This window comes from Amycolatopsis sp. A133 (assembly GCF_031082405.1).
In the GTDB taxonomy this organism is placed as follows: domain Bacteria; phylum Actinomycetota; class Actinomycetes; order Mycobacteriales; family Pseudonocardiaceae; genus Amycolatopsis.
Window position 1 is genome coordinate 75,681 of sequence record NZ_JAVHJU010000059.1, and the last position, 20,845, is coordinate 96,525.

14 protein-coding genes and 2 pseudogenes are annotated in these 20,845 nt (G+C 68.4%); 5 read left to right on the forward strand and 11 right to left on the reverse strand.

All coding sequences use genetic code 11. The annotated features are described in order from the left end of the window. Window positions 1-8: 8 nt before the first annotated feature. From pglW to Q5425_RS35475, 3 genes are all read right to left on the reverse strand, one after another. The gene (gene pglW, locus Q5425_RS35465; RefSeq protein WP_308676745.1) at window positions 9-4,355 is read right to left on the reverse strand and encodes a BREX system serine/threonine kinase PglW; all 4,347 of its coding nucleotides are present in this window, start codon (window positions 4,353-4,355) and stop codon (window positions 9-11) included. Window positions 4,356-4,637: 282 nt separating this feature from the next. After that, window positions 4,638-5,945 carry a hypothetical protein gene (locus Q5425_RS35470; protein ID WP_308676746.1) on the reverse strand — a complete coding sequence of 436 codons (1,308 nt, stop codon included), beginning with the start codon at window positions 5,943-5,945 and terminating at the stop codon, window positions 4,638-4,640. Further along, window positions 5,942-6,538 carry a hypothetical protein gene (locus tag Q5425_RS35475; protein WP_308676747.1) on the reverse strand — a complete coding sequence of 199 codons (597 nt, stop codon included), beginning with the start codon at window positions 6,536-6,538 and terminating at the stop codon, window positions 5,942-5,944. The genes Q5425_RS35470 and Q5425_RS35475 overlap by 4 nt, the downstream gene beginning before the upstream one ends. Before the next feature lie 594 nt (window positions 6,539-7,132). Here Q5425_RS35475 and Q5425_RS35480 point away from each other — a divergent pair. Then, window positions 7,133-9,076, forward strand: coding sequence for a DNA/RNA helicase domain-containing protein (locus tag Q5425_RS35480; RefSeq protein ID WP_308676748.1), 1,944 nt, complete (start codon window positions 7,133-7,135; stop codon window positions 9,074-9,076). 627 nt (window positions 9,077-9,703) lie between these two features. On the opposite strand, the gene Q5425_RS35485 is transcribed toward Q5425_RS35480, so the two are convergent. Together Q5425_RS35485 and Q5425_RS35490 are read right to left on the reverse strand one after the other, a co-directional pair. Then, complete coding sequence (locus Q5425_RS35485; RefSeq protein WP_308676749.1) at window positions 9,704-10,870, reverse strand: hypothetical protein; 1,167 nt, start codon at window positions 10,868-10,870, stop codon at window positions 9,704-9,706. Between the two features lie 851 nt (window positions 10,871-11,721). Next, window positions 11,722-12,135 (reverse strand): annotated as a pseudogene (locus Q5425_RS35490) (ATP-binding cassette domain-containing protein); the annotation flags it as partial. On the opposite strand from Q5425_RS35490, the pseudogene Q5425_RS35495 reads away from it, so the two are divergent. Beyond that, window positions 12,121-12,333: pseudogene (locus Q5425_RS35495) on the forward strand (alkanesulfonate monooxygenase); the annotation flags it as partial. The pseudogenes Q5425_RS35490 and Q5425_RS35495 overlap by 15 nt on opposite strands. A 141-nt stretch (window positions 12,334-12,474) precedes the next feature. Here the strand turns inward: Q5425_RS35495 and Q5425_RS35500 are convergent. Next, complete coding sequence (locus Q5425_RS35500; RefSeq protein WP_308676750.1) at window positions 12,475-13,314, reverse strand: TIGR03620 family F420-dependent LLM class oxidoreductase; 840 nt, start codon at window positions 13,312-13,314, stop codon at window positions 12,475-12,477. A 90-nt stretch (window positions 13,315-13,404) separates the two neighbouring features. On the opposite strand from Q5425_RS35500, the gene Q5425_RS35505 reads away from it, so the two are divergent. Together Q5425_RS35505 and Q5425_RS35510 are read left to right on the forward strand one after the other, a co-directional pair. Beyond that, window positions 13,405-14,253, forward strand: coding sequence for a LysR family transcriptional regulator (locus tag Q5425_RS35505; RefSeq protein ID WP_308676751.1), 849 nt, complete (start codon window positions 13,405-13,407; stop codon window positions 14,251-14,253). Between the two features lie 65 nt (window positions 14,254-14,318). Further along, window positions 14,319-14,732, forward strand: coding sequence for a GNAT family N-acetyltransferase (locus tag Q5425_RS35510; protein ID WP_308676752.1), 414 nt, complete (start codon window positions 14,319-14,321; stop codon window positions 14,730-14,732). 28 nt (window positions 14,733-14,760) lie between these two features. Here Q5425_RS35510 and Q5425_RS35515 read toward each other — a convergent pair whose 3' ends face one another. Both Q5425_RS35515 and Q5425_RS35520 read right to left on the reverse strand, forming a co-directional pair. Beyond that, window positions 14,761-15,876: an LLM class flavin-dependent oxidoreductase gene (locus tag Q5425_RS35515; protein ID WP_308676753.1), complete on the reverse strand. Its 1,116-nt coding sequence runs from the start codon at window positions 15,874-15,876 to the stop codon at window positions 14,761-14,763. Between the two features lie 25 nt (window positions 15,877-15,901). Then, the gene (locus tag Q5425_RS35520; RefSeq protein WP_308676754.1) at window positions 15,902-16,387 is read right to left on the reverse strand and encodes a winged helix-turn-helix domain-containing protein; all 486 of its coding nucleotides are present in this window, start codon (window positions 16,385-16,387) and stop codon (window positions 15,902-15,904) included. 116 nt (window positions 16,388-16,503) lie between these two features. On the opposite strand from Q5425_RS35520, the gene Q5425_RS35525 reads away from it, so the two are divergent. Further along, window positions 16,504-17,625 carry an LLM class flavin-dependent oxidoreductase gene (locus tag Q5425_RS35525; RefSeq protein ID WP_308676755.1) on the forward strand — a complete coding sequence of 374 codons (1,122 nt, stop codon included), beginning with the start codon at window positions 16,504-16,506 and terminating at the stop codon, window positions 17,623-17,625. Window positions 17,626-17,629: 4 nt separating this feature from the next. Here Q5425_RS35525 and Q5425_RS35530 read toward each other — a convergent pair whose 3' ends face one another. The 3 genes from Q5425_RS35530 to Q5425_RS35540 form a co-directional block, all read right to left on the reverse strand. Further along, the gene (locus Q5425_RS35530) at window positions 17,630-18,964 is read right to left on the reverse strand and encodes an NtaA/DmoA family FMN-dependent monooxygenase (RefSeq protein WP_308676756.1); all 1,335 of its coding nucleotides are present in this window, start codon (window positions 18,962-18,964) and stop codon (window positions 17,630-17,632) included. Between the two features lie 11 nt (window positions 18,965-18,975). Continuing rightward, window positions 18,976-20,181, reverse strand: coding sequence for an LLM class flavin-dependent oxidoreductase (locus Q5425_RS35535; protein ID WP_308676757.1), 1,206 nt, complete (start codon window positions 20,179-20,181; stop codon window positions 18,976-18,978). 112 nt (window positions 20,182-20,293) lie between these two features. Beyond that, entirely contained in the window at window positions 20,294-20,782 is a 489-nt protein-coding gene (locus Q5425_RS35540) for a carbonic anhydrase (RefSeq protein ID WP_308676758.1), read from the reverse strand. Window positions 20,783-20,845 lie beyond the last annotated feature (63 nt).

Here is a 20,845-nt window from a genome sequence, read left to right on the forward strand (position 1 = left end):
TCCTTCATTCACGCCGCACCATCCGTGGTGTGGACTTCTTCGAGGAATGCGCGGTCGAGCACCACGCGTTCGCTCTCGGTCAGTACTTCGACGATCTTGCCGTCCAGCTGCGGCGTGTCGAGCGCCGACTCCGCCGGGCACAGGAGCCACAGGCCGTGCGGCGCGTCGTCGGGTCGGCGGGCGGCGTTCTGCAGCTCCGTCAGGAAGGCATGGCCGCCCTCGTCGGAGTAGCGGGCCACCATGCCCGCATGGTGCAGGAACAGCACCGTGCTCGCCCCAAGCGCCGCGTCGCCGATTCGGGTGCGCACCCGTTCCCACGTCGCCCGCACGTACGACGCCAAGCCTGGCGAGATGACGCCGGTTTCGCTGAACCTCGCGTCCAGCTTGCCAACCTTCGCCCACTCCTGCCCGCGCTCGGTGACGAGCGCCCGGAACGCTGTGACGAACTCGCGGTCGACGTCGATCGAACGCACCGGGTACCGGGCGGCGATGCCCTCCGGTGTGCCGGGCAGGTACGCCCCTCGCAAGGTAAGCGCGAGGAATCCGCCACGCTCGATCGCCGCGGCGAGCTTCCTCGTCAGAACCTCGTGGGGGTCCGTGCCGGCCGCGCGCCAGTGTCCGTGTCCGCTGAGCGCGGATGCAGAGGCGGAGAAGCGTGGCTGCTCGAGCGGCGGTGGCCGGAACACCTTGTCCGACGTGTCGTAGTTCAGCGGAAAGCCGGCGGCGTGCAAGGCATCCTCGAGCTCGACGTGGGTGAGCCGCTCGGCCACGTCGAGGGCGGGGAAGCGGGCCCGGACCTTGGCGATCAGGTCGGGCTGGGTGATGCCGCGGTCACGCACCCCGGCCGCGGCCTGCGAGATCCGCAGCGCGCGCACCAGGTCCAGCTCACGGGGGTACAGCTCCAGCCGCGGGGACGCCGCCGCGTGCTCGGACATCGCCGACGCTAGTTCGACGAGTCGGGTGTCGGCCAGCGGCGGCAGGCCCTCCGGTGGCGGCACCGCACGCAGTTCGCGCACGATGACGCCCCGGCCGGGCAGCGGCTCCCGTCCCACCAGTTCGTCGGCTCGGACACCGAGAGCGAAGGCGTAGTCCGCCATCTCCGGGGCACTCGGGTCCTGGGAGCCGGGCAGCGACTCCAGCGCGATCAGCACCCGGTGCCCACGTCGCTGCACCGCCAGGCGCGGGCCGGTGCCCTCCGCGTCCTCGGTGTGCAGGCCGGCCCAGACTTCGGTCTCTACGGCGGCCCGGACGATAGCCATCGCCCGCGCCATGGTGCGTTCCGCGTCGTCCTCGCCGGCGCCGTGCCGGGTACGCAGCGCAGCGGCCAGTGCATGGACGGTGACGACCCGGCCTGCCTCGGCCACGGCGTCGACGAGCTCGTTGCGGATCCTGGTCAGCCACTCCGCGGCCGCCCACTCCCTGAACGCGGCGTTGAGATGTCGCGATACCGAGGGCTGCGAGATTTCGAGGCGCTTGGCGACCGCACCTTGCGAGGCCCACGACTCTAGTGACTCGTTGCCGTTCGGCAGGCCGAGCGTCAACCGGATGACATCGGCCTTGTTCGACCCCCGGCGCGTCTGTGCAGGTGTGAGGAGCGCGGCCAGATCCTCGATGGTCAGGTGGTCTTCCCCGGCCGGGCGCGCAGCCGCGGATTCCGCCGCCTGCAGCAGCTGCTTGGACCACTGCTTGTGTCGACGGTTGAGCTCCTTGCGCACGACCGCGCCCGCGCCGCGAGCCTTCGCGATCAGGTGCAGCGGGACGTCGAGTAGCTGGCCGACCGTGGTGGCCTCGAAGCCTTGAGCCACCGACACCGCGCGCGGTGTGAGTCCGGCCAGCTCCAGCGGGGTGTCCAGCTTGGCGGCAGCCGCGTGAGCGTCACGGGTCGCCTCCAGCGATCCGATTTCCAGCCCCACCGTGGCCTGGGTGGTGGGCGGGGCGGCGGTGTCGGCATCGACGAACACTGCGCGCCACTGGTCTTCCATTTGCCGGTACGTGTCGAAGCGCCGGTCGACGTCGCGGTGGAAGGCACGCAGGAAGAACTCGGTGAGACCGTCCCGAAGGGCGGGGTCGAACAGATCCGACGCGATCGTCGGCGTCTCATCGGTCGTGGTCTGCGGGTTGTTCATGCCGTCGCCCCACACCGGGCGCTGCCCCGCGGCCATCTCGTGCAGGGTCACCGCCGCCGCGTAGCGCTCGGCGTGGTCGTCGAAGGCAGGGCGCCGCGCGGAGCCGAGGAACGGATCGAGGTAGCCGCGAGTCCCAGCGTGAACGTCGCGATCGGAGGCGTCAGCGAGCGAGAAGTCAAACAGCATGAGCTGCGTGGAGCGATCGGCTCGCCGGTATACCCCGAAGTTGTCCGGCTTGAGGTCCCGGTGGCGCACACCCTTGCCCGCCAGGTGATCAAGCGCGGTGAACAGGTCTTTGCCGTAGCGGTCCAGGTTGTGGTAGCTGAGCTTGCCTTCGGCGCGCAGCAGTGCGCCAAGCGTCGAACCAGAGATGTCCTCGCCACCGGCGAACTCGAGGTCGAGCACGGTTCGGCCGGCGAGCTCACGCGGGCCGTCGAGCAGGCGGACAATCACGCCGCCGCCGACCTGCTCCAATGCCGTCGCTTCGGCGCGGAGCCGAGCGGCCTTGGCATCATCCAATGCGACCTTGAAGACGCGCCGCTCGCAGTACGGCTTACCGTCCTCATCCTCCAGGTCTCGTTTGACGAGCAGAGCACGGGCGGTCGCGCCGGTGCCCAGGACCCGTTCGACCTCCCAGTCACCGTCGACGTTGTGCCCCGGCGACGCGGTGAGGGGGTCCACCTGCACCGCGGTCTCCTCGGCGGGAGAGGCGTCCTTCGCGGCAGCATCGAGGCGTGCCAGGAACGCCTCGGCTGAATCGAGCCGATCCGCGACGTCGGTGCGAGTCGCGTCGAAGATCAGCGCGTCGAGCTGGTCGGAAATGACGTCGGAGACGGCGTAGGGGTGCAGGCCCTTGTCGGTGGCCAGTCGTTCGATCAGGGCGCTGCGCTGGGCGGCGGGGGGTTGGCCGGTCGCGATGAAGTAGGCGATTGCTCCGAGCCCGAAGACGTCGAGGTCGACCGGATCGGCGAACTGCGTGTCGACCTCCGGCGCCAGGTACACGTCGGCCGAGTTCGAGACGTGCTCGCCCGGCAGGGAGGTGTTGCCGATCGAGGAGAACCCGGTGGTGTCGAAGTCGCGTGCTGCCGCCTGCCAGTCGATGATCCGCATGACCGGCTTGGAGCCGTCCTCTTTCGCAGACACGTAGACCGACCGCGCGGCCAGCGCACGGTGGTAAAGCGAGCGGCTGTGCGCGTAGCGGACGGCCTCGGCGAGCTGGCGCACCATGTCGAGGCGGACCTCGGCGCCGAGGTGCTCACCATGCACCGCGAGGTACGAATCCAGCCGAAGATCGTCCGCGCGGTGGTGGAACAGGATGGCCGGTCCGCCCCCGTGATCGCGGATCTGCACCGCCTGCGCGATTCCGCGATGGGTGATGCCTTGCAGCACCTGGTACTCGCGGCGTGCGGCGCGTTCGACGGACTGCTGCCGTTCGTCGCTCGCTTGCAGGGCCGTGAGGTAGATCCTGACCCGGCCCTCTTCGCGGACGATGTCCTTCCGCTCGGCAAGGCGGTCTTCCCAGGTCGGGCCGGCGTCGAGCAGGTCCGGACTCAGCGTCCAGTCGTCGCCGAAGCGCAGATGAGCCGTCGAAGCCCGGATCCCGATCTCTTCCAGGAGCTTCGGCAGGACCGACGAGAAGGCCGGCGTGATTCGCTGCGAGTCCCGTTGCGGCGGACGGGAGAGCAGATCACCCCACAGTTCCGGCAGACCGTGGGGGACACCGTCGCGGCCGTAGACCCTCGCGCGCTGCACGTCGTCCAGCTCGGATCGCAGATCCGGCGCGGACAGGAACACGGCGGGTTCGACGCGCGGCACCCGCTGGCTGACGTGCAGTCGCTTGGCGGCCCACTCCAGCCGGCCCTTGAGCTCCTTGGACTTAAGGTCGGTGAGGTGCAGAGGGTTGCGGAGAATGCGCGGCCGACGGGAGCCGTCTTGGAAGAACCGCCAGGTCTCGCCGTTGTTCACGACCCGCCCGGGGTGTCCTTTGAGCTCGACCAGGTAGAGGCCGCCCGGAACTGCGATGAGGAGGTCGCATTCGTTGATGCGGCCTGAGGCACCGGTGAACGAGAAGGTGGTCCACGCGCGGTAGGGCTCGGCCTTGGGCATGAGCCGGCGGACGTGGTCGAGCCCGTCCTGCTCCCACGGGTAGGGCGACGTCCGTTCCTGGAACCAGCGCTTCTGCTGCGGCGGGGGCGCAGGTTTGGGTACTGATGGTCCACCGCCCGACACGCAGCCTCCCCTTCTTCGCTGAACAACCGACCGCCGACGATCCTAGGTGCCTACGCCAGGTAGGTTGCTGCACCCCGCGGTGTCGAGCAGTTGATGTTCACTCACTCGGTATCGAGTCGGTGTCACGCAGCGTTACGTTACAAGCTGGCTGTGGTTCGGAACGGAGTTGGCACGCGACTCGCGTGGTCGAACAGGCTCGGCGGCGCGTCCCCTCGCACGCGGGCCAAGCGTGATTGGTTGCCGGACGAAGGGCATCTTCGCAGGTCAAGCAGCTCTCCGTGGTCAGCTTGCAAGCCTGGGCGCCCAGCTTCGTCTCAGTGGGCTATTTTCAGGCACGACGTGGTCCACCATCGCGGCGAGTTCACGTCGTCTGCGGTGCAGCATCGGCAGCACCGCTGGGATGGGTGTCGAGCTGGGGAAGGGCATGTCGGCAACCAGGTCCCGGAACCCGAAGTCGCCGTTCAGCCAGCGAGCCAACGCACGAAGGTGTTCGGCAGCCTTCGTCCTCAGGTCGGTGCGGGTCAAGTCGAGCCGGTAGTCGGTCCGGTCGATCCCCGCAGCAGACAGAAGGCCGGAGTGCCGGATGAGGCACGGGTAGCAGTGACCGCAGTTGAGCTGGCCTTGGTGGGAGTAGCGCGCGCTGCTGGGGTCGCCACAGCTGACGGTGCGAGCAAGATCGTCTGGTGTAAGTCCCGCCGTCAGAGCCTGACTGCACACCTCGCCCTTCGTGAACGGAAGCAGCGGGTTGACCACCTCGACAGCACCGCCGAGACCGCGGATCAGGCGGTTCGTCAGCTCCAGCGTCCACGGATGGACCGAGCGGGTCGAGAGGCCGGCCAACCGGTTCGGGGTTAATGGTGGGTTGATCGCGAGCTGCCCGTTCTCCGGTGCCTTGACCTGGCCGACACGGTGCGCCGATGCCGCCGCTACCGCGGTCGCCATGTAGAGCAGACCGCGTGTACGGGTGCTGCGCTCGAGCTTGCCACCGGGCCCCGAGAGCACTCGCTGGCCGATCTGTACCAGCTTGATCGGCCTGTGCCGGAGCTGGTTGATGAACCGGTGGACTTCTTGCTGCCGGGCGCGCATGTTGTCGTCGTAACCCATCAGCAGCAGAGTGCCGGTTGTCGCTTTCGTAGCAGCTTGAGCGGCATACGATGTCGAGTCCACACCTCCCGAGAACAGGGCCACCTCTAACGCTCGTTCTTCGTAGTCCATCCACTGCCGGTAGGCGGCACCCCCTACCACGCGGACGTGCCACGTATCGCTGGTCAGCGCAGCCAGCAATGCTGTCAGGTCCTCCAGCTGCGGCGTACCCCACCGCTCTGGCTCCGCGGCCTCGACCGAAAGGTCGATCGTGCGCGACCAGCCGTCGTCGGTCCGCCGGACATAGCGCTTGTCCACCAGATAGGCGGCGCGTGCCACTTGCAGGAGATCGCGTGCCCAGGGTTCCGCGGGCCCGGCCAAGGCCATTCCCTGATCGAGTCGAGCCTCCCGATCGTGGAAGTCTGCGTCGGAGAGTGGTTCACGCTCGGGGCTCACACGACGGCGGCCGTCCGCGGTGAAGCAGAACCGCCGGCCATCGCCGGTCACGTGTCCACCCGGGGAAGCCCCAATGCCGTGACCACTGCGTCCTGCAGCATGTCGCGGGCCAGTTCGACGATGGAGCGAGGATCGTCCGGGTGCTCGTTCTTCTCGGCACACGGCATCGGGAGCACCGCAGTGATCTGGTCGGCAACCCAGTCCGCGATCTGGCCGCTGGGGTCCGCAAGAACAAGTGCCGGAACCACAAGCTTGACCTTTTCGGCTATGACCGCATGAACAAACTCGGCCACATAGTCGGCGAAGAAGAGCTGGTAGATCTCACAGAACAGACCGTCGGGAAGTCTCCAGCCCGGCTCTCCCCGCTCGATCGCTTCTGCCGTGGCCGGACTAGCAAGGATCTTCTCGGCGCAGACCGTGGCAGCGCGCCGTGCGACGGCGTCAGCGATCGCAGTGTCTTCACCAGCCACGACGGAAACGAACCGATAGAGGAACCATTCCTCTCGGCTGCCGGGCCAGTCGGAATCGGGTACCAGGGCCACCAGCCCGTCGGTTTTGCCGATGCCCTCGACCGCATCGATCAGAGATCCGCCTGCCCGTGTCATTGTCGTTCGCAGCTCGTAGGCATCCGGGTCGTCACGCACCGCCGCTGTGAGCGCGTCCAGGCAACGCTGTCCTCGTTTCGCTGCCGACTCGTCCGAGATGGAGGGGTCCTCCGGCTGCCTCGGGCTGGGGATGTCTGCGGCGGACGTGGCCACTCCGGCGGCCGGTCGAAGCTGCGCGACGCTCCGTGACACAGCTGCCCACGCGGCCGTCTGTGGCCCGGCCCATCTGCTCGAAGTACCCACGCAAGCTCCTCGCGCCGGCGACCCCCTTCACGGTTACGCACAGATAGTCACATCGCAATAGCTATCAGTGAGACCACCCGTTCGGCTCAAGCCGGTCGTCCGAAAGCAAACCTCCAGGCTGCGAACGCCGTTGCCGGTGTAACCATGCCAAAGGCGCGCCCATTCACTCGATCGTGTAGAACTGTTCGGACGTACGGACGGACCGGTTCGAAGCCCGGGGGAGGTGGGGCCTGCGAACGCGCCCTGGCTGCGGACGACTGGTGCCGGGGGTGCAATCCGAGAGGTCTCGCGGCCTACGCCTGACCGACATGACCCGCTCGAGCACTTCGTCTCACTTGGCCACGTCTGATCGGTGAGAATTGCAAAAATCTTTCAAAGAAACTCGGTGGAATGGTTCAGAACAGGGCGGCAACGAATGGGTGGGAACCGCTGGAAGCTTATTACTCCGCCCGGGAGTTCCTTCGGGACAGTGCTACGCTGATACCGAAAATCGAGAACTGTTATAAGGAAGCGCATCCCCGTGGGGAGGCACCTAGTGACGCCGACGTGACATCCTGGCGGGAAAGCGTATACGCGCTGGCGTCCTTGCTGGACAGTCTGGGTCTAGATCGGGTCTGGATGTTCGTTGAATACCGCGTCGCTCCGGAAATGGCTCCCATCGACGTGGTTCTGGCCGGTTGTCATCCGGACGGTGGCCTGAGTTACGTGGCGATCGAACTGAAGCAGTGGAGCCGGATCGCACGTCCGAGGTCGGATATTGCAGACGGTCTGTGTTCGGCCTGTCGCCGAGCGGGGCCAGGGGTCCTGTGCGACAAGTGTGCCGTTGACAAGGTCTACTTCGATGCGTACGGCAGGCACAAGAAACATCCGGCCGTGCAAGTGTACGATAACGTGCTGGCGCTCAAGGTGTACCACAGCATGTTCGATGATCGTTACGTCCACCTCGCCGGTGCGTCATATCTGCACAATCTCAGGAACCCGGAACATCAATGGATCAGAAACGTCTCACCTCGCCGCGGGATGCCGACATTCACGGCTCGCTACCCCGGCGAGCTGGAGAAATTCCTGAAGAGCAACTTCAGTGCGGAGTCGGGCGCCGGTGCGTCAGAGGCCTTGCTCGGGCGGCGTCGCGCCAGGTCCTTGATCGGGCCCGATGCCGGAGCCATCGTGGCCGGGTACACGCAGTTCAGTCTCGTGGAGAACCAGCTGGTCGCCGTCACGAGCGTCACCAAGGCGCTGACTGAATGGTCTCCAGTCGGCGCGAAGAAAGTATTCGTCATCAGCGGCCGGGCCGGGAGCGGGAAGTCGCTGGTCGGACTGACGCTGCTCGGCCAAGCCCTCAACGCCGGACGGAAAGCCTGCTATGTATCCGGGGGAGTCGCTTCACGTGAGACCTTCAAACGCGCTTCTCGTGGGCGGCGCCAAGCTTTCGCCACCCTGAACAGTGTCGCAGACAGCCGAACGGCGAACGAGCTCGACCTGATTCTGTGCGATGAGACGCATCGGATGACCGCGCGCCCGATGAAGGGCTCCTACTCCATGCGGCCCGGCGAGTCGTCGGTCTCAGTGATCGTCACGCGGGCGAAGGTGCCGGTGTTCTTCATCGACGGCGACCAGCGTTTGTTCTCCGACGAGGTCTGGTCACCAGAAGCGCTCATCGACGAGATCCAAAGTCTTGGCATGGAGGTTGTGCCCATCAGCCTGGACCGGGTACTCCGCGCCGTCGGCAGCTCGACGTACGACACGTGGATCCAGCGCCTACTCGCCGGTGACCCGCTCCCCTGGAAGCCGGACAACGGGGACGAGCCAGAGCCGTTTCAGCTCTACTACGCCGACAGCGCCGCCACCATGGAGCGCTTCCTGCGCGACAGGGAAGACAGGGGGGAAAGCGCTCGGATGAGCGCGGGGATCTGCTGGAAGTGGGAAGACCGCAGCGGCACCGACCCGGAAGTCACCCCGGAACCAGGCTGGGCGCGCCCGTGGAACGCTGGCGACCAGCACGACACGCCAGGAGTCCCGAAGCGGCGTTTCTGGGCAACGGAATCCGGCGGGTTCGGGCAGATCGGCTGTGTCCACACCGCGCAAGGCCTGGAGTACGAGTGGGGCGGCGTGATCATGGGACAGGATCTCACTTGGGATGGCAATGGCTGGGCAGTCCACCGTGAACATGTGCTGAGCAAAGCCAGCAGGATTCGTGAGGACCACGACCTCGAACGTGCGATCCGGAACGCATACGGCGTGCTTATGACTCGTTCGATCCGCGGCACAGTGCTTTACTCAGTCGACCCGGCTACGAGAAGACTCTTCGCTGATCTGGGTGTTCACAAGCTGTGAAGGTCGAGCCATCCGAAGGCTCGAGGAAGCCGGTCCGCGGCGCACCCGGCCGCCGAGGCGACGCGGGCAACGCAACGGTTGAAGACACATCGACGAAGCGCATCGTCGATTCGAAGGATCCGGTCGGATTTCGCGATGCTGGAACGCGGACGGCTCACCCTGGCTCGGTCGATAGAAGGGGGCACTCCGTCGGCGCGCGCCACAGTCTGGGTCGTAAGCCTGTGAGCGGTGATGCTTTGTAGCTCTGACCTGCACGTATGCTTCTTGCTCAACGGAGCTCGAGCGTTGTGGTTAGCGAGCTCGGACACTCAATTACCCCATGAGGTGCGGGGTGGCTTCGGGGTTCAACTCCCGGAAACCTGCAGGTCAAGCATGGACTTGCAGGCGTGTGAACTGCGCTGATGCGTAGCATGCATGTTCGCCACGTGACCGGGTGCTGATCACGACCGCCCGTTGGGTGATCTTGCAAGGCAGCCCGGCCGCCGGGGTGGGTGGTCGGACCGCAGACACGGGTGCGCTTGCTTGTTGCGCAGGTGGTTCGGTCTGAGTCATGCGTAGTATCTGGGCTGCTGCCGAGAAACACTTCACGGCCTGCACTGGGCCATAAGGATGGCTGCGGTATTGGATCTACTGCGGACGGCTGCGCTTTCGCTTGGTGCCGAACAACCTGCGGCGCCCGTGAAAGTGCACAGCGTCGATGTGCCCCGCCTGCACAGCGGTTCCGTGCACCGTCCCGGAGATGTCGTTGTGGGTTGCGGTGTTCGCGCCATCATCGGGTGGCGGGCCGATTGGCGTCATCGCGTGTATTCGCTGCGTGGGATAGCCCCTGCCGATGCCGATGTACTCGTCTAGTTCCAGCTGGGCGATCTCACATGCGCCCAGTTCGGCTCTGGCCGCGGTCTCGCATGCGGCCGCCAACCCCGGCCTGCTATTCAACACTCGTTCCAGTTCGGCCAATCTAACCTGGGCTCGCACGCGGTCCGCCTCTCGTTCGGCCCCCGCGGCCGGACTTTCGGGGACATAGCGCCACTTCAGAGGTGGATTCGCGGCCTCCTTGACGGCGCGCCCAACCTTGCGGACCTTCTTGTCCAGACCAAGAAACTCGGTCCTGCGTGGGTTCGAGTGGACAACTTGTGCCATCTCAGATAGGTAGGACAGCACGGCGTTGTGGTCGGCGTCCGAGTCGGTGAGCTCATCGAGTTCCCTGCACCACGCGAGGTTCCGATCGGAATCGACATGCGCGATCATGCTCAGGTGTTTGCGCAACCCCTCGAACTGCGCGCTCACCTTCGCGACGGTCAGCAGCCTGCCCATGGTTTGTGGAGGGTCGCTGTCCGGTACCCACGCATGGTGACCACGGCCGATCGCCAGGTATTCGACCAGTTTAGTGAGTTCGTCGCGTTCCTCCAGTCGGTCCTGGTCGCCCGGCTCGTAGCCGGGGTGCGATGCGATTTCCTTGCACAGCCGATAGATGCTCGTCTGCGACCGGAGTTGGATCAGCACGTCCCGTTCGTCTCGCAAGCACAGCATGAGCACCGCAGGGAGCCGGCTTTCGCGAATGCCGAAGTAGGTGGCACAGCGGGTTACGGCCTCGGTCCAGGCGGCCTGCTGCACGTCCGCCGGATAGGGCGAGAGCGGGACCGGTCGGCCACGAGGAAAACTGTCCTGGCCAGGAACCACCAGCCGGGTGTGCGGAAGGTCGCGAGCCTCGTCGAGGGTCAGGTTCGACCAGTATCTGGTGACACTGTTCTCGTGCGTGTAATACCTGCCCTCCTTGTCCGACTTCTTCAGCACGAACCGGGGGTCCGGGCAAAGCACGGCAATGCTCTGGCCGATCAGTGTTCACGGCGCGCCGCGTCCACGACGTACGGCAGTGCCTCCGGAGCGGTGACCGGTACCTTCCACATGTCCGCATGATATTAGTGTTTGCTGCGATTCGGTCATGTGGCGGCGGAGGCTTCGATCCGAGCGGCGCAAGAAGGCAGGTGATGCTGTGACCTGCGGGTTCGGTGTGACCGTAAGAGCGGGCACGGCGTGTCTGGTAACGATCGTGGTTACCACACCCCGATCGGTTCGATGGTCGCTGCCGTGCCCACACGGTTCGCGGCGCACGGGAAGTTGCGCCTGCGCCGCTCGACCCGGGCCGAGGCCGCGGCCGGAGGTCGGGCCCTCTGGACGTCGGCTTCGATGGCGAAGGTGTTGCCGTCCGGGTCCTGGAACCAGGCGATACGCCCGCCGATTCATGGGTTTGATCGAGAACATGCGGCTAGGCCGCTACGGGATCACTCCTGGGCTAGAGCCCGGAGGCCTCGGCCGAAAGCTGACTGACCACAGGGGCACGCGCGAAAAGGGCCAGATAGTTTGACGCTGGTGTCCGCTGGCACATCAGGCTAACTGTCCCGCTGCTGGTCAGCACCTCGTCCGTGGCCACCCTCGCCGTCGCCGCCTACAGGGCTTCTCTCGCAGACTCACCTGACCGGTGCCGTCCCACCCACACGGTCGCGGACCTGCGAAAACGAATACCGCACGTTCAAATACTGCCTCTCCGCCAGCCGAATATCGCGGGATCGAATACGTGCACCGCACCAGCAGACCGGGTAGACCATCGCCGACCGTTCGGAGCGGGGACGCCCCCGGATTCACCGTCACGCTTCGGTGTCACGGCGAAGGCATCCGGGTGCCGCCAGCCGCCCGGACCGCATCGCGACCACGCGGTCGGCGAGGAGGATGGCCTCGTCGGCGTCGTGGGTGACGAGCAGGACGGCCGGGCGGTGCGCGGCCACCAGGTCCCGGACCACGGCGTGCATCTTGATCCGCGTGAGCGCGTCGAGGGCGGCGAACGGCTCGTCGAGCAGCAGCAGCCGGGGCTCGCGGACCAGCGCCCGGGCGAGGGCGACGCGCGGGGCCTCGCCGCCGGACAGCGTGACCGGCCAGGCGTCGAGGTGCCCGGCCAGGCCGACCTCGGTCAGCGCGCGAGCTGCTGCCTCCCGGGGCCGGCCGACGGCGACGTTCTGCCACACCCGCCGCCACGGCAGCAACCGGTGCTGGTCGGCAGCCATGCCGAAGTCGCGGACCTGATCGAGGAGTACCACTCGGTGGGCATCACGGAGTTCGTGCTTTCGGGTTACCCGCACCTGGAGGAGGCGTACTGGTTCGGCGACGGCGTCCGGCCGGAGCCGGCCCGGCGCGGCCTGCTGGCCGGCGTCCCGGCGTTGCCCCGGCCAGCGCACCCGGAGCGGAGCGTCGCCGCGCTGTGAAATCTCGGACGCCGGTGACTGCCGGCGGGGATGGAGGCCGCCGACCTCACGTCGAGTACGAGCCGACCGACATCGGCAGAAGCCTGGTGAAGCCGATCGACGCATGCGCGAGCGGAGTCAGCACCACCTGGCCGGGCCCGATTACCCGGCCTTGACGGCGTGCACCGCTCCGGCAGCCGAGAGCAGAGTGGCGATCGGGTCTTCGCCGAGGGGGTAGACACCGACCTGGTCGGCGCCGGCGTCTTGGTGGGCCAGCAGCCTGGTGGCGACGGTGGCCGGGTCGCCGTGGGCGACGAGTGCGTCGATGAGGCGGTCGCTTCCCGCATGGGAAAGGTCGTCGTCGGTGAAGCCGAGCCGCCGGAGGTTGTTGGCGTAGTTGGTGACGCCCAGCGCGAACCCGGGCGGGTTGGACCGGGCGACCGCCCGGGCCCGCTCGGCGTCGGCCTCGGTGAGGGCGAAATGGCCGGGAAGCAGCAGCTTGCCCGCACCGAGGATCGAGCGTGCTCGCCGGGTGTGTTCGACGGGAACCATGCACGGGATGGTCCCCGCCGTGCGGTCACGGGCCAGGCGCAGCATCCTCGGCCCGAGTGCGGCCAGCACCGTCCGGTCAGCCGGAACGCCCCCGGCGGCGAGCCGGTACAAATAGGACACCAGCGTGTCATACGGCGATGCCCATTCGGCGTGGACCTCGCGGTGCCCGATGCCGATACCGAGCAGGAACCGGCCGGGGTGCTTGGCTTCGATCCGGTGGTAGGAGGCGGCGACGGTGTCCGCGTCGGCGGTCCAGACGTTCACCACGCTCGTGCCGACGACCAGCCGGGTGGTGGCGTCGAGCAGCTGCTCGACGAGGGCAAGGTCGGCTGGCGGTGAGGCGTCCAGCCAGAGCGTGCCGTAGCCGGCTCGCTCGACTTCGGCCGCGGTTTCCGGAGTGACTTCATGCTCGCGCAAGTGGGCGCCGAGCAGGCCGAGATCGATGTTCATGCCCCGACTTCAGCACGACGGCGCGCCGCGAACCAGGATCAGGGTGCACGCGCAGCGATAACCTGAAGGCATCGTCGCAGGGGAGGGCCGGTGGAACTACGGGCGTTGCGGTACTTCGTCACGGTCGCCGACGAGCTGCACTTCGGCCGGGCCGCCGACCGGCTGCACATCGCCCAGCCCGCGGTCAGCAGGCAGATCGCGCAGCTGGAACGCGAATTGGGGGTCCGGCTGCTCGACCGTTCACCGCGCCAGGTCCGGCTCACCGCGGCTGGGCACCGGGTGCTCGACGCGGCGCGCGAGGCGCTGGCGGCCGCCGACCGCGTCCGGGTCGCGGCGAGCCCGCGGGCGGGCGTGATGCGCATCGGAACCGGCACGGGCCAGTTCACCGCCCGCCTGGAACGGGGGATCGACGCGTTGCGCGAGCAGGCCCCGGCCTTCGACGTGGTGCTCGTCGACCTGCCGCTACCCGCGCGCCTGAACGCCCTGAGACAGGGTGAACTCGACATGGCGCTCGCGCGGGGCGTGCGGGCGGCGCCCGGGCTGCGGGTGCTGCCGACGTGGACCGAGTCGCTGTTCGCGGTCGTGTCCGCGCGACATGCCGCTGCCGGTCGCGCGGCTGTCGGCGTGGCGGAACTGGCCGACGGTCCCTTCCGGACTTCCCAGGACCACGACCCGTCCGTGGTCACCACGCTGCGGGAGGCCGGCGTCCCGGTCCGGATGGGGCACCGGGCGGCCGCGGTCGGAGACACGATCGTCGAGGTCGGCTCCGATCCGCACAGCTGGACGGTGCTGCCTGCCGATCAGGTGGCGGAGCTTCGCTCGACCCGGGTGCGCGCGATCCCGCTCGACCCTCGTACGACGATCACCGGCAGCGTCGTCGTCCCGGACGACCTGCCGTCCCACTGCGCGACGGCCCACCGGGCAGCTTTCGGTGACTGACGCCCGGCCCCGGCTGGTCGCCCCGCCGGGCGCCTGCACGCCGCTTGGCTCGACGCGCACACGGAGTGGGGCCCGGGCTTCACGAAGACGGCTTCGGCCTGCTGGCCACCGACGAGGTCCGGACCCCGGCCGGGTTCTCCGCGTGGGTCACCCGCCTCGCCGGCGACGCGAGCTGTACGTACCGGTGGATCGTCGAGGACGGTCTGGTGCTCGGCGGGATCGCCTTGCGGCACGGAACCGGCGAATTCGCCCGGCGAGCCGATCGCATCGGCTATGGCATCCGGCCGTCCGCCCGGGGACGCGGTTTGGACACCTGGGCGCTGGGGGAGATCCTGGCGGAGGCCGCCCGACGCGGCATGGACCACGTCGTGCTCGTCTGCGCGGCGGACAACACCGCGCCGGCCAGGACGATCGAACGGCACGGTGGAGTCCTCGAGAGCCCCGGCGAAGTCCGGCGCTACCGCATCGCCATCGCTTGAGGATCAGCCGCCGGAGGCGGGGCTGGGCTCAGCGGTTCCAGTGCTCGGCGAGCAGTTCGTAGGACCGCACGCGGTCGGCGTGCGCGTGGGTGATGGTCGTGATGACCAGCTCGTCCGCGCCGGTCGCCTCTTGCAGCTGCCGCAGCCGGGCGGCGACTGTGGCGGGGGAGCCGGCGAACTGGGTGCCGACGCGGTCGGCGACCAGGGCCCGGTCCTCGTCGCTCCATTCGTGCATGGCGGCTTCTTCCGGTGCGGGGAAGGGAATCGCGCCCTCGGCGCGGCGGATGCTGCGTACCCAGAGACCATAACCCGACGCCAGTTCACGGGCGGTGGCGTCGTCTTCGGCGACGACGACGTCCGCCGACACCGCAAGGTAGGGCCGGGGGAGTTCGTCCGATGGACGGAACGCCTGTCGGTACGCCTCGACGGCTTCGAGCACACTCGACGGGCTGACGTGATAGTTGGCGGCGAACCGGAGCGAGTTGCGGCCGGTCACGGCCGCGCTCTGCCCGCCGCTGCTGCCGAGGATCCAGACCTGCGGCCGCGCGCCTTCTCCGGGCACCGCGTGGGCTTCCAGTCCCTCGGCAGAGCGGTAGGTTCCGCGCAGGAGGGCGAGGATGTCGTCGACCTGCTCGGCGTAGTCGGGCGATTCGGCGCCGGGCTGCTGCAGCAGCCCGAAGGTCAGGCCGAGCCGGGATGACCGGGTCAGGCTGCTGAAGTCGGGCTTCGGTGGGATGAGCAGGCCGTTGGCGGCCTGGGTGGGTGCTGGTCGTGGTGCCGCCGTGGCGTATTCGCGGACGAGCTGCTTGCCGCTGCGGCCGAGCCCGAGGTCGAGCCGTCCGGGGTGGAGCGCGTCGAGGAGACCGAACTCCTCGACCACGGCCAGAGGTGTGCGGTGGGCGAGCTGGACGCCGGCGGAGCCGAGCCGGATCCGTTCGGTGGCGCCGGCCACGAGGGCGATGAGAACCGGCGGGGACGCTCCGGCGACGCCGGGGTTGAGGTGGTGTTCGGCGAACCAGTAGCGGTGGTAGCCGAATTCTTCGGTCCGTCGGGCGAGGTCGACGGTGTTGCGCACGGCGTCGGCGACGTCGGACCCGGAACTGACGGGAACGAGGTCTAGCACCGACAAGGGGACGTCAGCCACGATGATTCTCCTGTTCGACAGCGGCTCAGAGCAGGGCTACCGGTGCTGATCTCTCGAAGCGGTACCCCACGCCGCGGACGGTGGTGATCGGATCCAGGTGCGGCTCGAGCTTGGCCCGGAGCTTGCGGACATGGACGTCGACCGTCCGGTCGCCACCGTGCTGCCGCGGCCAGAGCGCGGATTTCAACGCGGCGCGGGTGAAGACCCGGTCCGGGTGCGCGCGCAGGAAACGCAGCAGATCGAACTCCAGCCGGGTCAGCGTGAGCGGACTGCCCAGCAGGACCGCGCGCCGGGACTCCGTTTCGATGCGCAGGAGGGGATCCGAGACCAGGGTGAGGTGGGCGGCGTGCCGAGGGCGGGCAGTGGTGACGTTGACGCTCGCCAGTCCGTCGAGCGCGGTGGTCAGCCGGGTGGCGATAAGAGCGGCGTCGGCGGATCGGCCGGTGAGGTCGATCCGGATGTCCAGGTGGAACACCTCGGAGTTCGCGCGTTGTCCGGGCTGGGTCGTCATGAGCGCGATTGTGGGCCGTGACTGCCGCGGCGTGAAGGATGCCCGGCGGGTGGAACGACTTGACGGCACACGGCTCGTCGGCGGCACGATGACGGTGTTGCACGAAGGAGCGCGTGATGAGATTCCAGGTCCTGGACATCCTGCCCCACCTCACGAACCCGGTGACCGGTCGCCGCGTCCGGACCGACGAGCGCTTCGCCCAAGCACTGACGTCCGCGCGTTATGCGGAGGAGTTCGGATTCGACGCCGTCGCGCTCGGCGAACGGCACGCGGGGCACTTCCTGAGCAGCGGCGTCACCGTGCTGCTGGGCGCGATCGCGGCGACGACGAGCCGGGTGCGGATCCAGACCGGGGTCTCGGTGCTGTCGATCCACGATCCGCTGCGGGTGGCGGAGGACTACGCGACGGTCGACCAGTTGTCCCGCGGGCGGCTGGAGCTGGTGATCGGCAAGGGCAACGAGCTGCGCCAGCTGCCGATGTTCGGCATCGAGAACGGTGACCAGTGGGACGCGCTCGCCGAGAAGTACGAGCTGCTGCGGCAGCTCTGGCGCGAGGAGGACGTCACGTGGGAGGGCCGGTTCCGCAGTCCGCTGGACGGGGTGACCAGTTTGCCGCGTCCATTCGCCGGCGCGCCGCGGGTGTGGCATGGTTCGGCGACCACGGTGACGTCGGCGGAGCTGGCGGCGAAGTGGGGCGATCCGCTGTTCTCGGCCAACGCCCTCCAGCCACGGGACAGGTACACGGTGCTGATCGAGCACTACCGCAAGCACTACGCCGAGCACGGCCACGACCCGCGGTTCGCCTTCGTCGGCGCGGGATCGGGTTTCCTGTACCTGGCGGACACGACGCAGGAGGCGCGGGAGGCGTTCGGCCCGACCTACGAGAAGATCGCCGAGTTCTTCAACCAGCCGGGGAACCACACGCCGGGAAACCCGATGGAGTTCCCGACCGTCGACGACGCCATCGAGCGCGGTCCGGTCCTGGTCGGCAGTCCACAGCAGATCGCCGAAAAGATCCTGTGGTGGCACGAAGCCTACGGACACGATCTGCAGTCGTTCAGCCTGCCCACCATGATCCCGCACGAGCAGCAGCTGGACATGCTCGAACGCTTCGCCTCGGAGGTCGTCCCCGTCGTGCGCAAGGCCGCGCCCACGACACTGTGGACGGACGACGACCCCTACGGCGGCCGCCCGGCCGTGCACGGGCGCACCGCCGTGGACGCGGCGAGCGGCCGCTGACGGTTCAGGTGTCCAGGCCGAGGTGGCCGCGCAGGGTCGTCCCGGTGTACTCGGTCCGGAACGACCCTCGTTCCTGCAGCAGCGGCACGACCGTGTCGGCGAACTCGTCGAGCCCGCCGGGGGTCACGTGCGGAACGAGGATGAAGCCGTCGCTCGCGTCGGCCTGGACCAGGTCGTCGATCGCCGCCGCCACCGTCGCCGGGGAGCCGATGAACGTCTGGCGGCCGGTGACTTCGATGATGAGGTCGCGGGTGGAGAGGTTCTTCGCCTCGGCGAGCTGTCGCCATTCCCGTGCGGTGGCGAGGGGGTCGCGGTACATCCGGACGCTGGCGCGGCCGGGCGCGATCGTGGATCCGCCGACCACGGGGTCGGTCGAGGGCAGCGGGCCGTCGGGGTCGTGGCCGGACAGATCGGTGTTCCAGACCTGCTCGAGGAACTTGATCGCGGTCTGCCCGCTGACCTGCTGCCGCCGCACGGCGTGGGCGCGCTCGTGGGCGTCGGCGTCGGTGTCGCCGAGGACGAACGTCGCCGCGGGCAGGATGACGAGCTGCTGCGGGGTGCGGCCGTACTTCGCCAAGCGGCCCTTCACGTCGGAGTAGAACGCCTGGCCCGCTTCGAGGGTGCCGTAGCGGCTGAAGATCGCGTCAGCCGTGGCCGCGGCGAATTCCCGGCCCTCGTCGGAGTCGCCGGCCTGGATGATCACCGGGCGGCCCTGGGGGCTGCGGGGCACCGGGAAACGGCCTTCGATGTCGAAGTGCCGGTCGTGGTGGGCGAAGGCTCCAGCGCCGGGATCGCTCAGGAAGACGCCGGTTTCGGCGTCGGCGGCGATCTCGTCGCCGCGCCAGGAGTCGAACAGCTCCCAGGCCGTGCGCAGGAACGTCTCGGCGCGCTCGTAGCGCTGGTCCTGGGGAAGGAACCCGCCGCGGCGGAAGTTCTCGCCGGTGAAGGCGTCCCACGACGTGACGACGTTCCACGCGGCGCGCCCGGCGGAGAGGTGGTCGAGCGAGGCGAACTGGCGGGCGACCTCGAAGGGTTCGTTGAAGGTCGAGTTGATCGTGCCGGCGAGGCCGAGCCGTTCGGTGACCGCGGCCAGGGCGGAGAGCACGGTGAAGGTGTCGGGGCGGCCGACGACGTCGAGGTCGTAGAGCTGCCCGTTCTGCTCGCGCAGCCGCAGGCCTTCGGCGAGGAAGAAGAAGTCGAACTTCGCGCGTTCGGCGGTCCGGGCGAGTTTGACGAAGGAGCTGAATTCGATGTGGCTGCCGGCTTCGGGGTCGCTCCACACGGTCGTGTTGTTCACACCGGGGAAGTGCGCCGCGAGGTGGATCTGCTTGCGGGGCATTTCGGGTCTCCTCAGACGGCGGCGTAGCGGTTGGCGGGCCGGGAAAGTCCGAGCAGCCCGCGCAGGGTACTCGCTTCGTACTCGGTGCGGAAAGCTCCGCGCGAGCGCAGTTCGGGGGCCAGGCCGCGGGTGACGGCGGTCAGGTCGTGCGGGATCGCGCCCGGCCGCAGCCGGAAGCCGGAGAGCCCGGCGTTCTGCCAGTCGAGCAGCAGGTCGGCGAGGCCGGCCGGGGTGCCGGTGAAGATGTACGCGTCGGAGGAGTACTGGGCGCCGAACCGGTCGTCGAGGCGGGCTTTGCGGCCGGCGGCGGCCTGCTCGGTCTCGTCGAGGAACACGACGAGGTCGCCGAAGACGTGCAGGGTTTCCGCGCCGCGGCCTGCCTTCTCCTGCTCGTCGCGCACCGCGGCGACGATCGCGCCGGCCTGTTCCCGGTCGAAGGGTGTCACGTAGACGACGTCGGCGGAGCGGGCGGCGAGCCGGTAGGGGATGGCGGCGTGGGCGAGCGCGGTGACCGGTGGCTGGCCTTGAGGTGGCCGAGGGGTGATCGACGGGCCCTTGACCGAGAACCAGCGCCCGGTGAAGTCGATGTAGTGCAGCTTCTCGCGGTCGACGAACCGGCCGGTGGCGACGTCGCGGATTTCGGCGTCGTCCTCCCAGCTGTCCCAGAGCCGGCGCAGCACCTCGACGTAGTCCGCGGCCTCGTCGAAGAGGTCGGCGAGCGGGCTGGGCTGGTTCGGTTCGGCGGAGTCCTCGAGCCGGAACTCGCCGAACTCGCGGCGCCCGAAGTGCCGGTTGTCGGCGGCGCGCCCGGCGACCTGCACGCGCACGCCGGCGCGGCCGGTGCTGACGTAGTCGAGCGTGGCGATGGCCTTGGACAGGTGGAACGGCTCGGTGTGGGTGACCACCGCGGTCGGCACGAGCCCGATGTGGGAGGTCAGCGGCGCGACGCGGGCGGCGACCAGCACCGCGTCGAGGCGGCCTCCGACGATGTCGGTCCGCTCGCCCGGCCGGTCGAGGTAGCTGACGGTCGGCAGGGCCAGGGAGTCTTCGATGGTGACGAAGTCCAGCTTGCCGGACTCGGCTTCCCGGACCAGGTCGGCCCAGTAGCCGGCGGTGAGCAGCTCGCGCGGCCGCGCGCCGGGTTCCCGCCACGCGGTGGGGTGCCACCCGGCCCCGTCCAGCGCGACCGCGATCCGTGGTCCCGTTCCTGCGGTCATCCCGGCGTTCCCTTCTCCCGACCCATGTGCGCAGTGTGCGCCGGATTCCGCGCTTCAGGCGGGACCGGCCAACTGCTGGGACGCGCGTGGAACGCCGGGAATAAACCGCGGGTCACTGCACTTCGTTCAGCTTTCCGGTGGCGACGTCGAAGACGAAGCCCCGCACGGAGTCCTTCTTCGGGATGAACGGGCTGTTCCTGATCCGGGCAATCGACTGGCGGACGTCCTCGTCGAGATCGGTGAAGGACTCCGCGGCCCAGGCGGGTTTGACGCCGACCTCCTCCTGGATCGACTTCTTGAAGCCGTCGTCGGTGAAGGTGAGCATGCCGCAGTCGGTGTGGTGGATGAGGATGATCTCCTGGGTGCCGAGCAGCCGCTGGCTGATGGCGAGCGAGCGGATCTCGTCCTCGGTGACCACGCCGCCGGCGTTGCGGATCACGTGGGCCTCACCTTCGTTGAGACCGAGGACGCCGTAGACGTTGAGGCGGGCGTCCATGCAGGCGAGCACGGCGACGTGCTTGGCCGGCGGCAGCGGCAGCGGCCCGGTGAAGTTCGCGGCGTAGTCGGCGTTGTTGGCCAGGAGCTCGTCGGTGACCGACATGGTGGTCCCTTTCGCGTAGAGGAGTGGACCGAGTGGACGCGCCCATGCAGTCATGCGCAACCG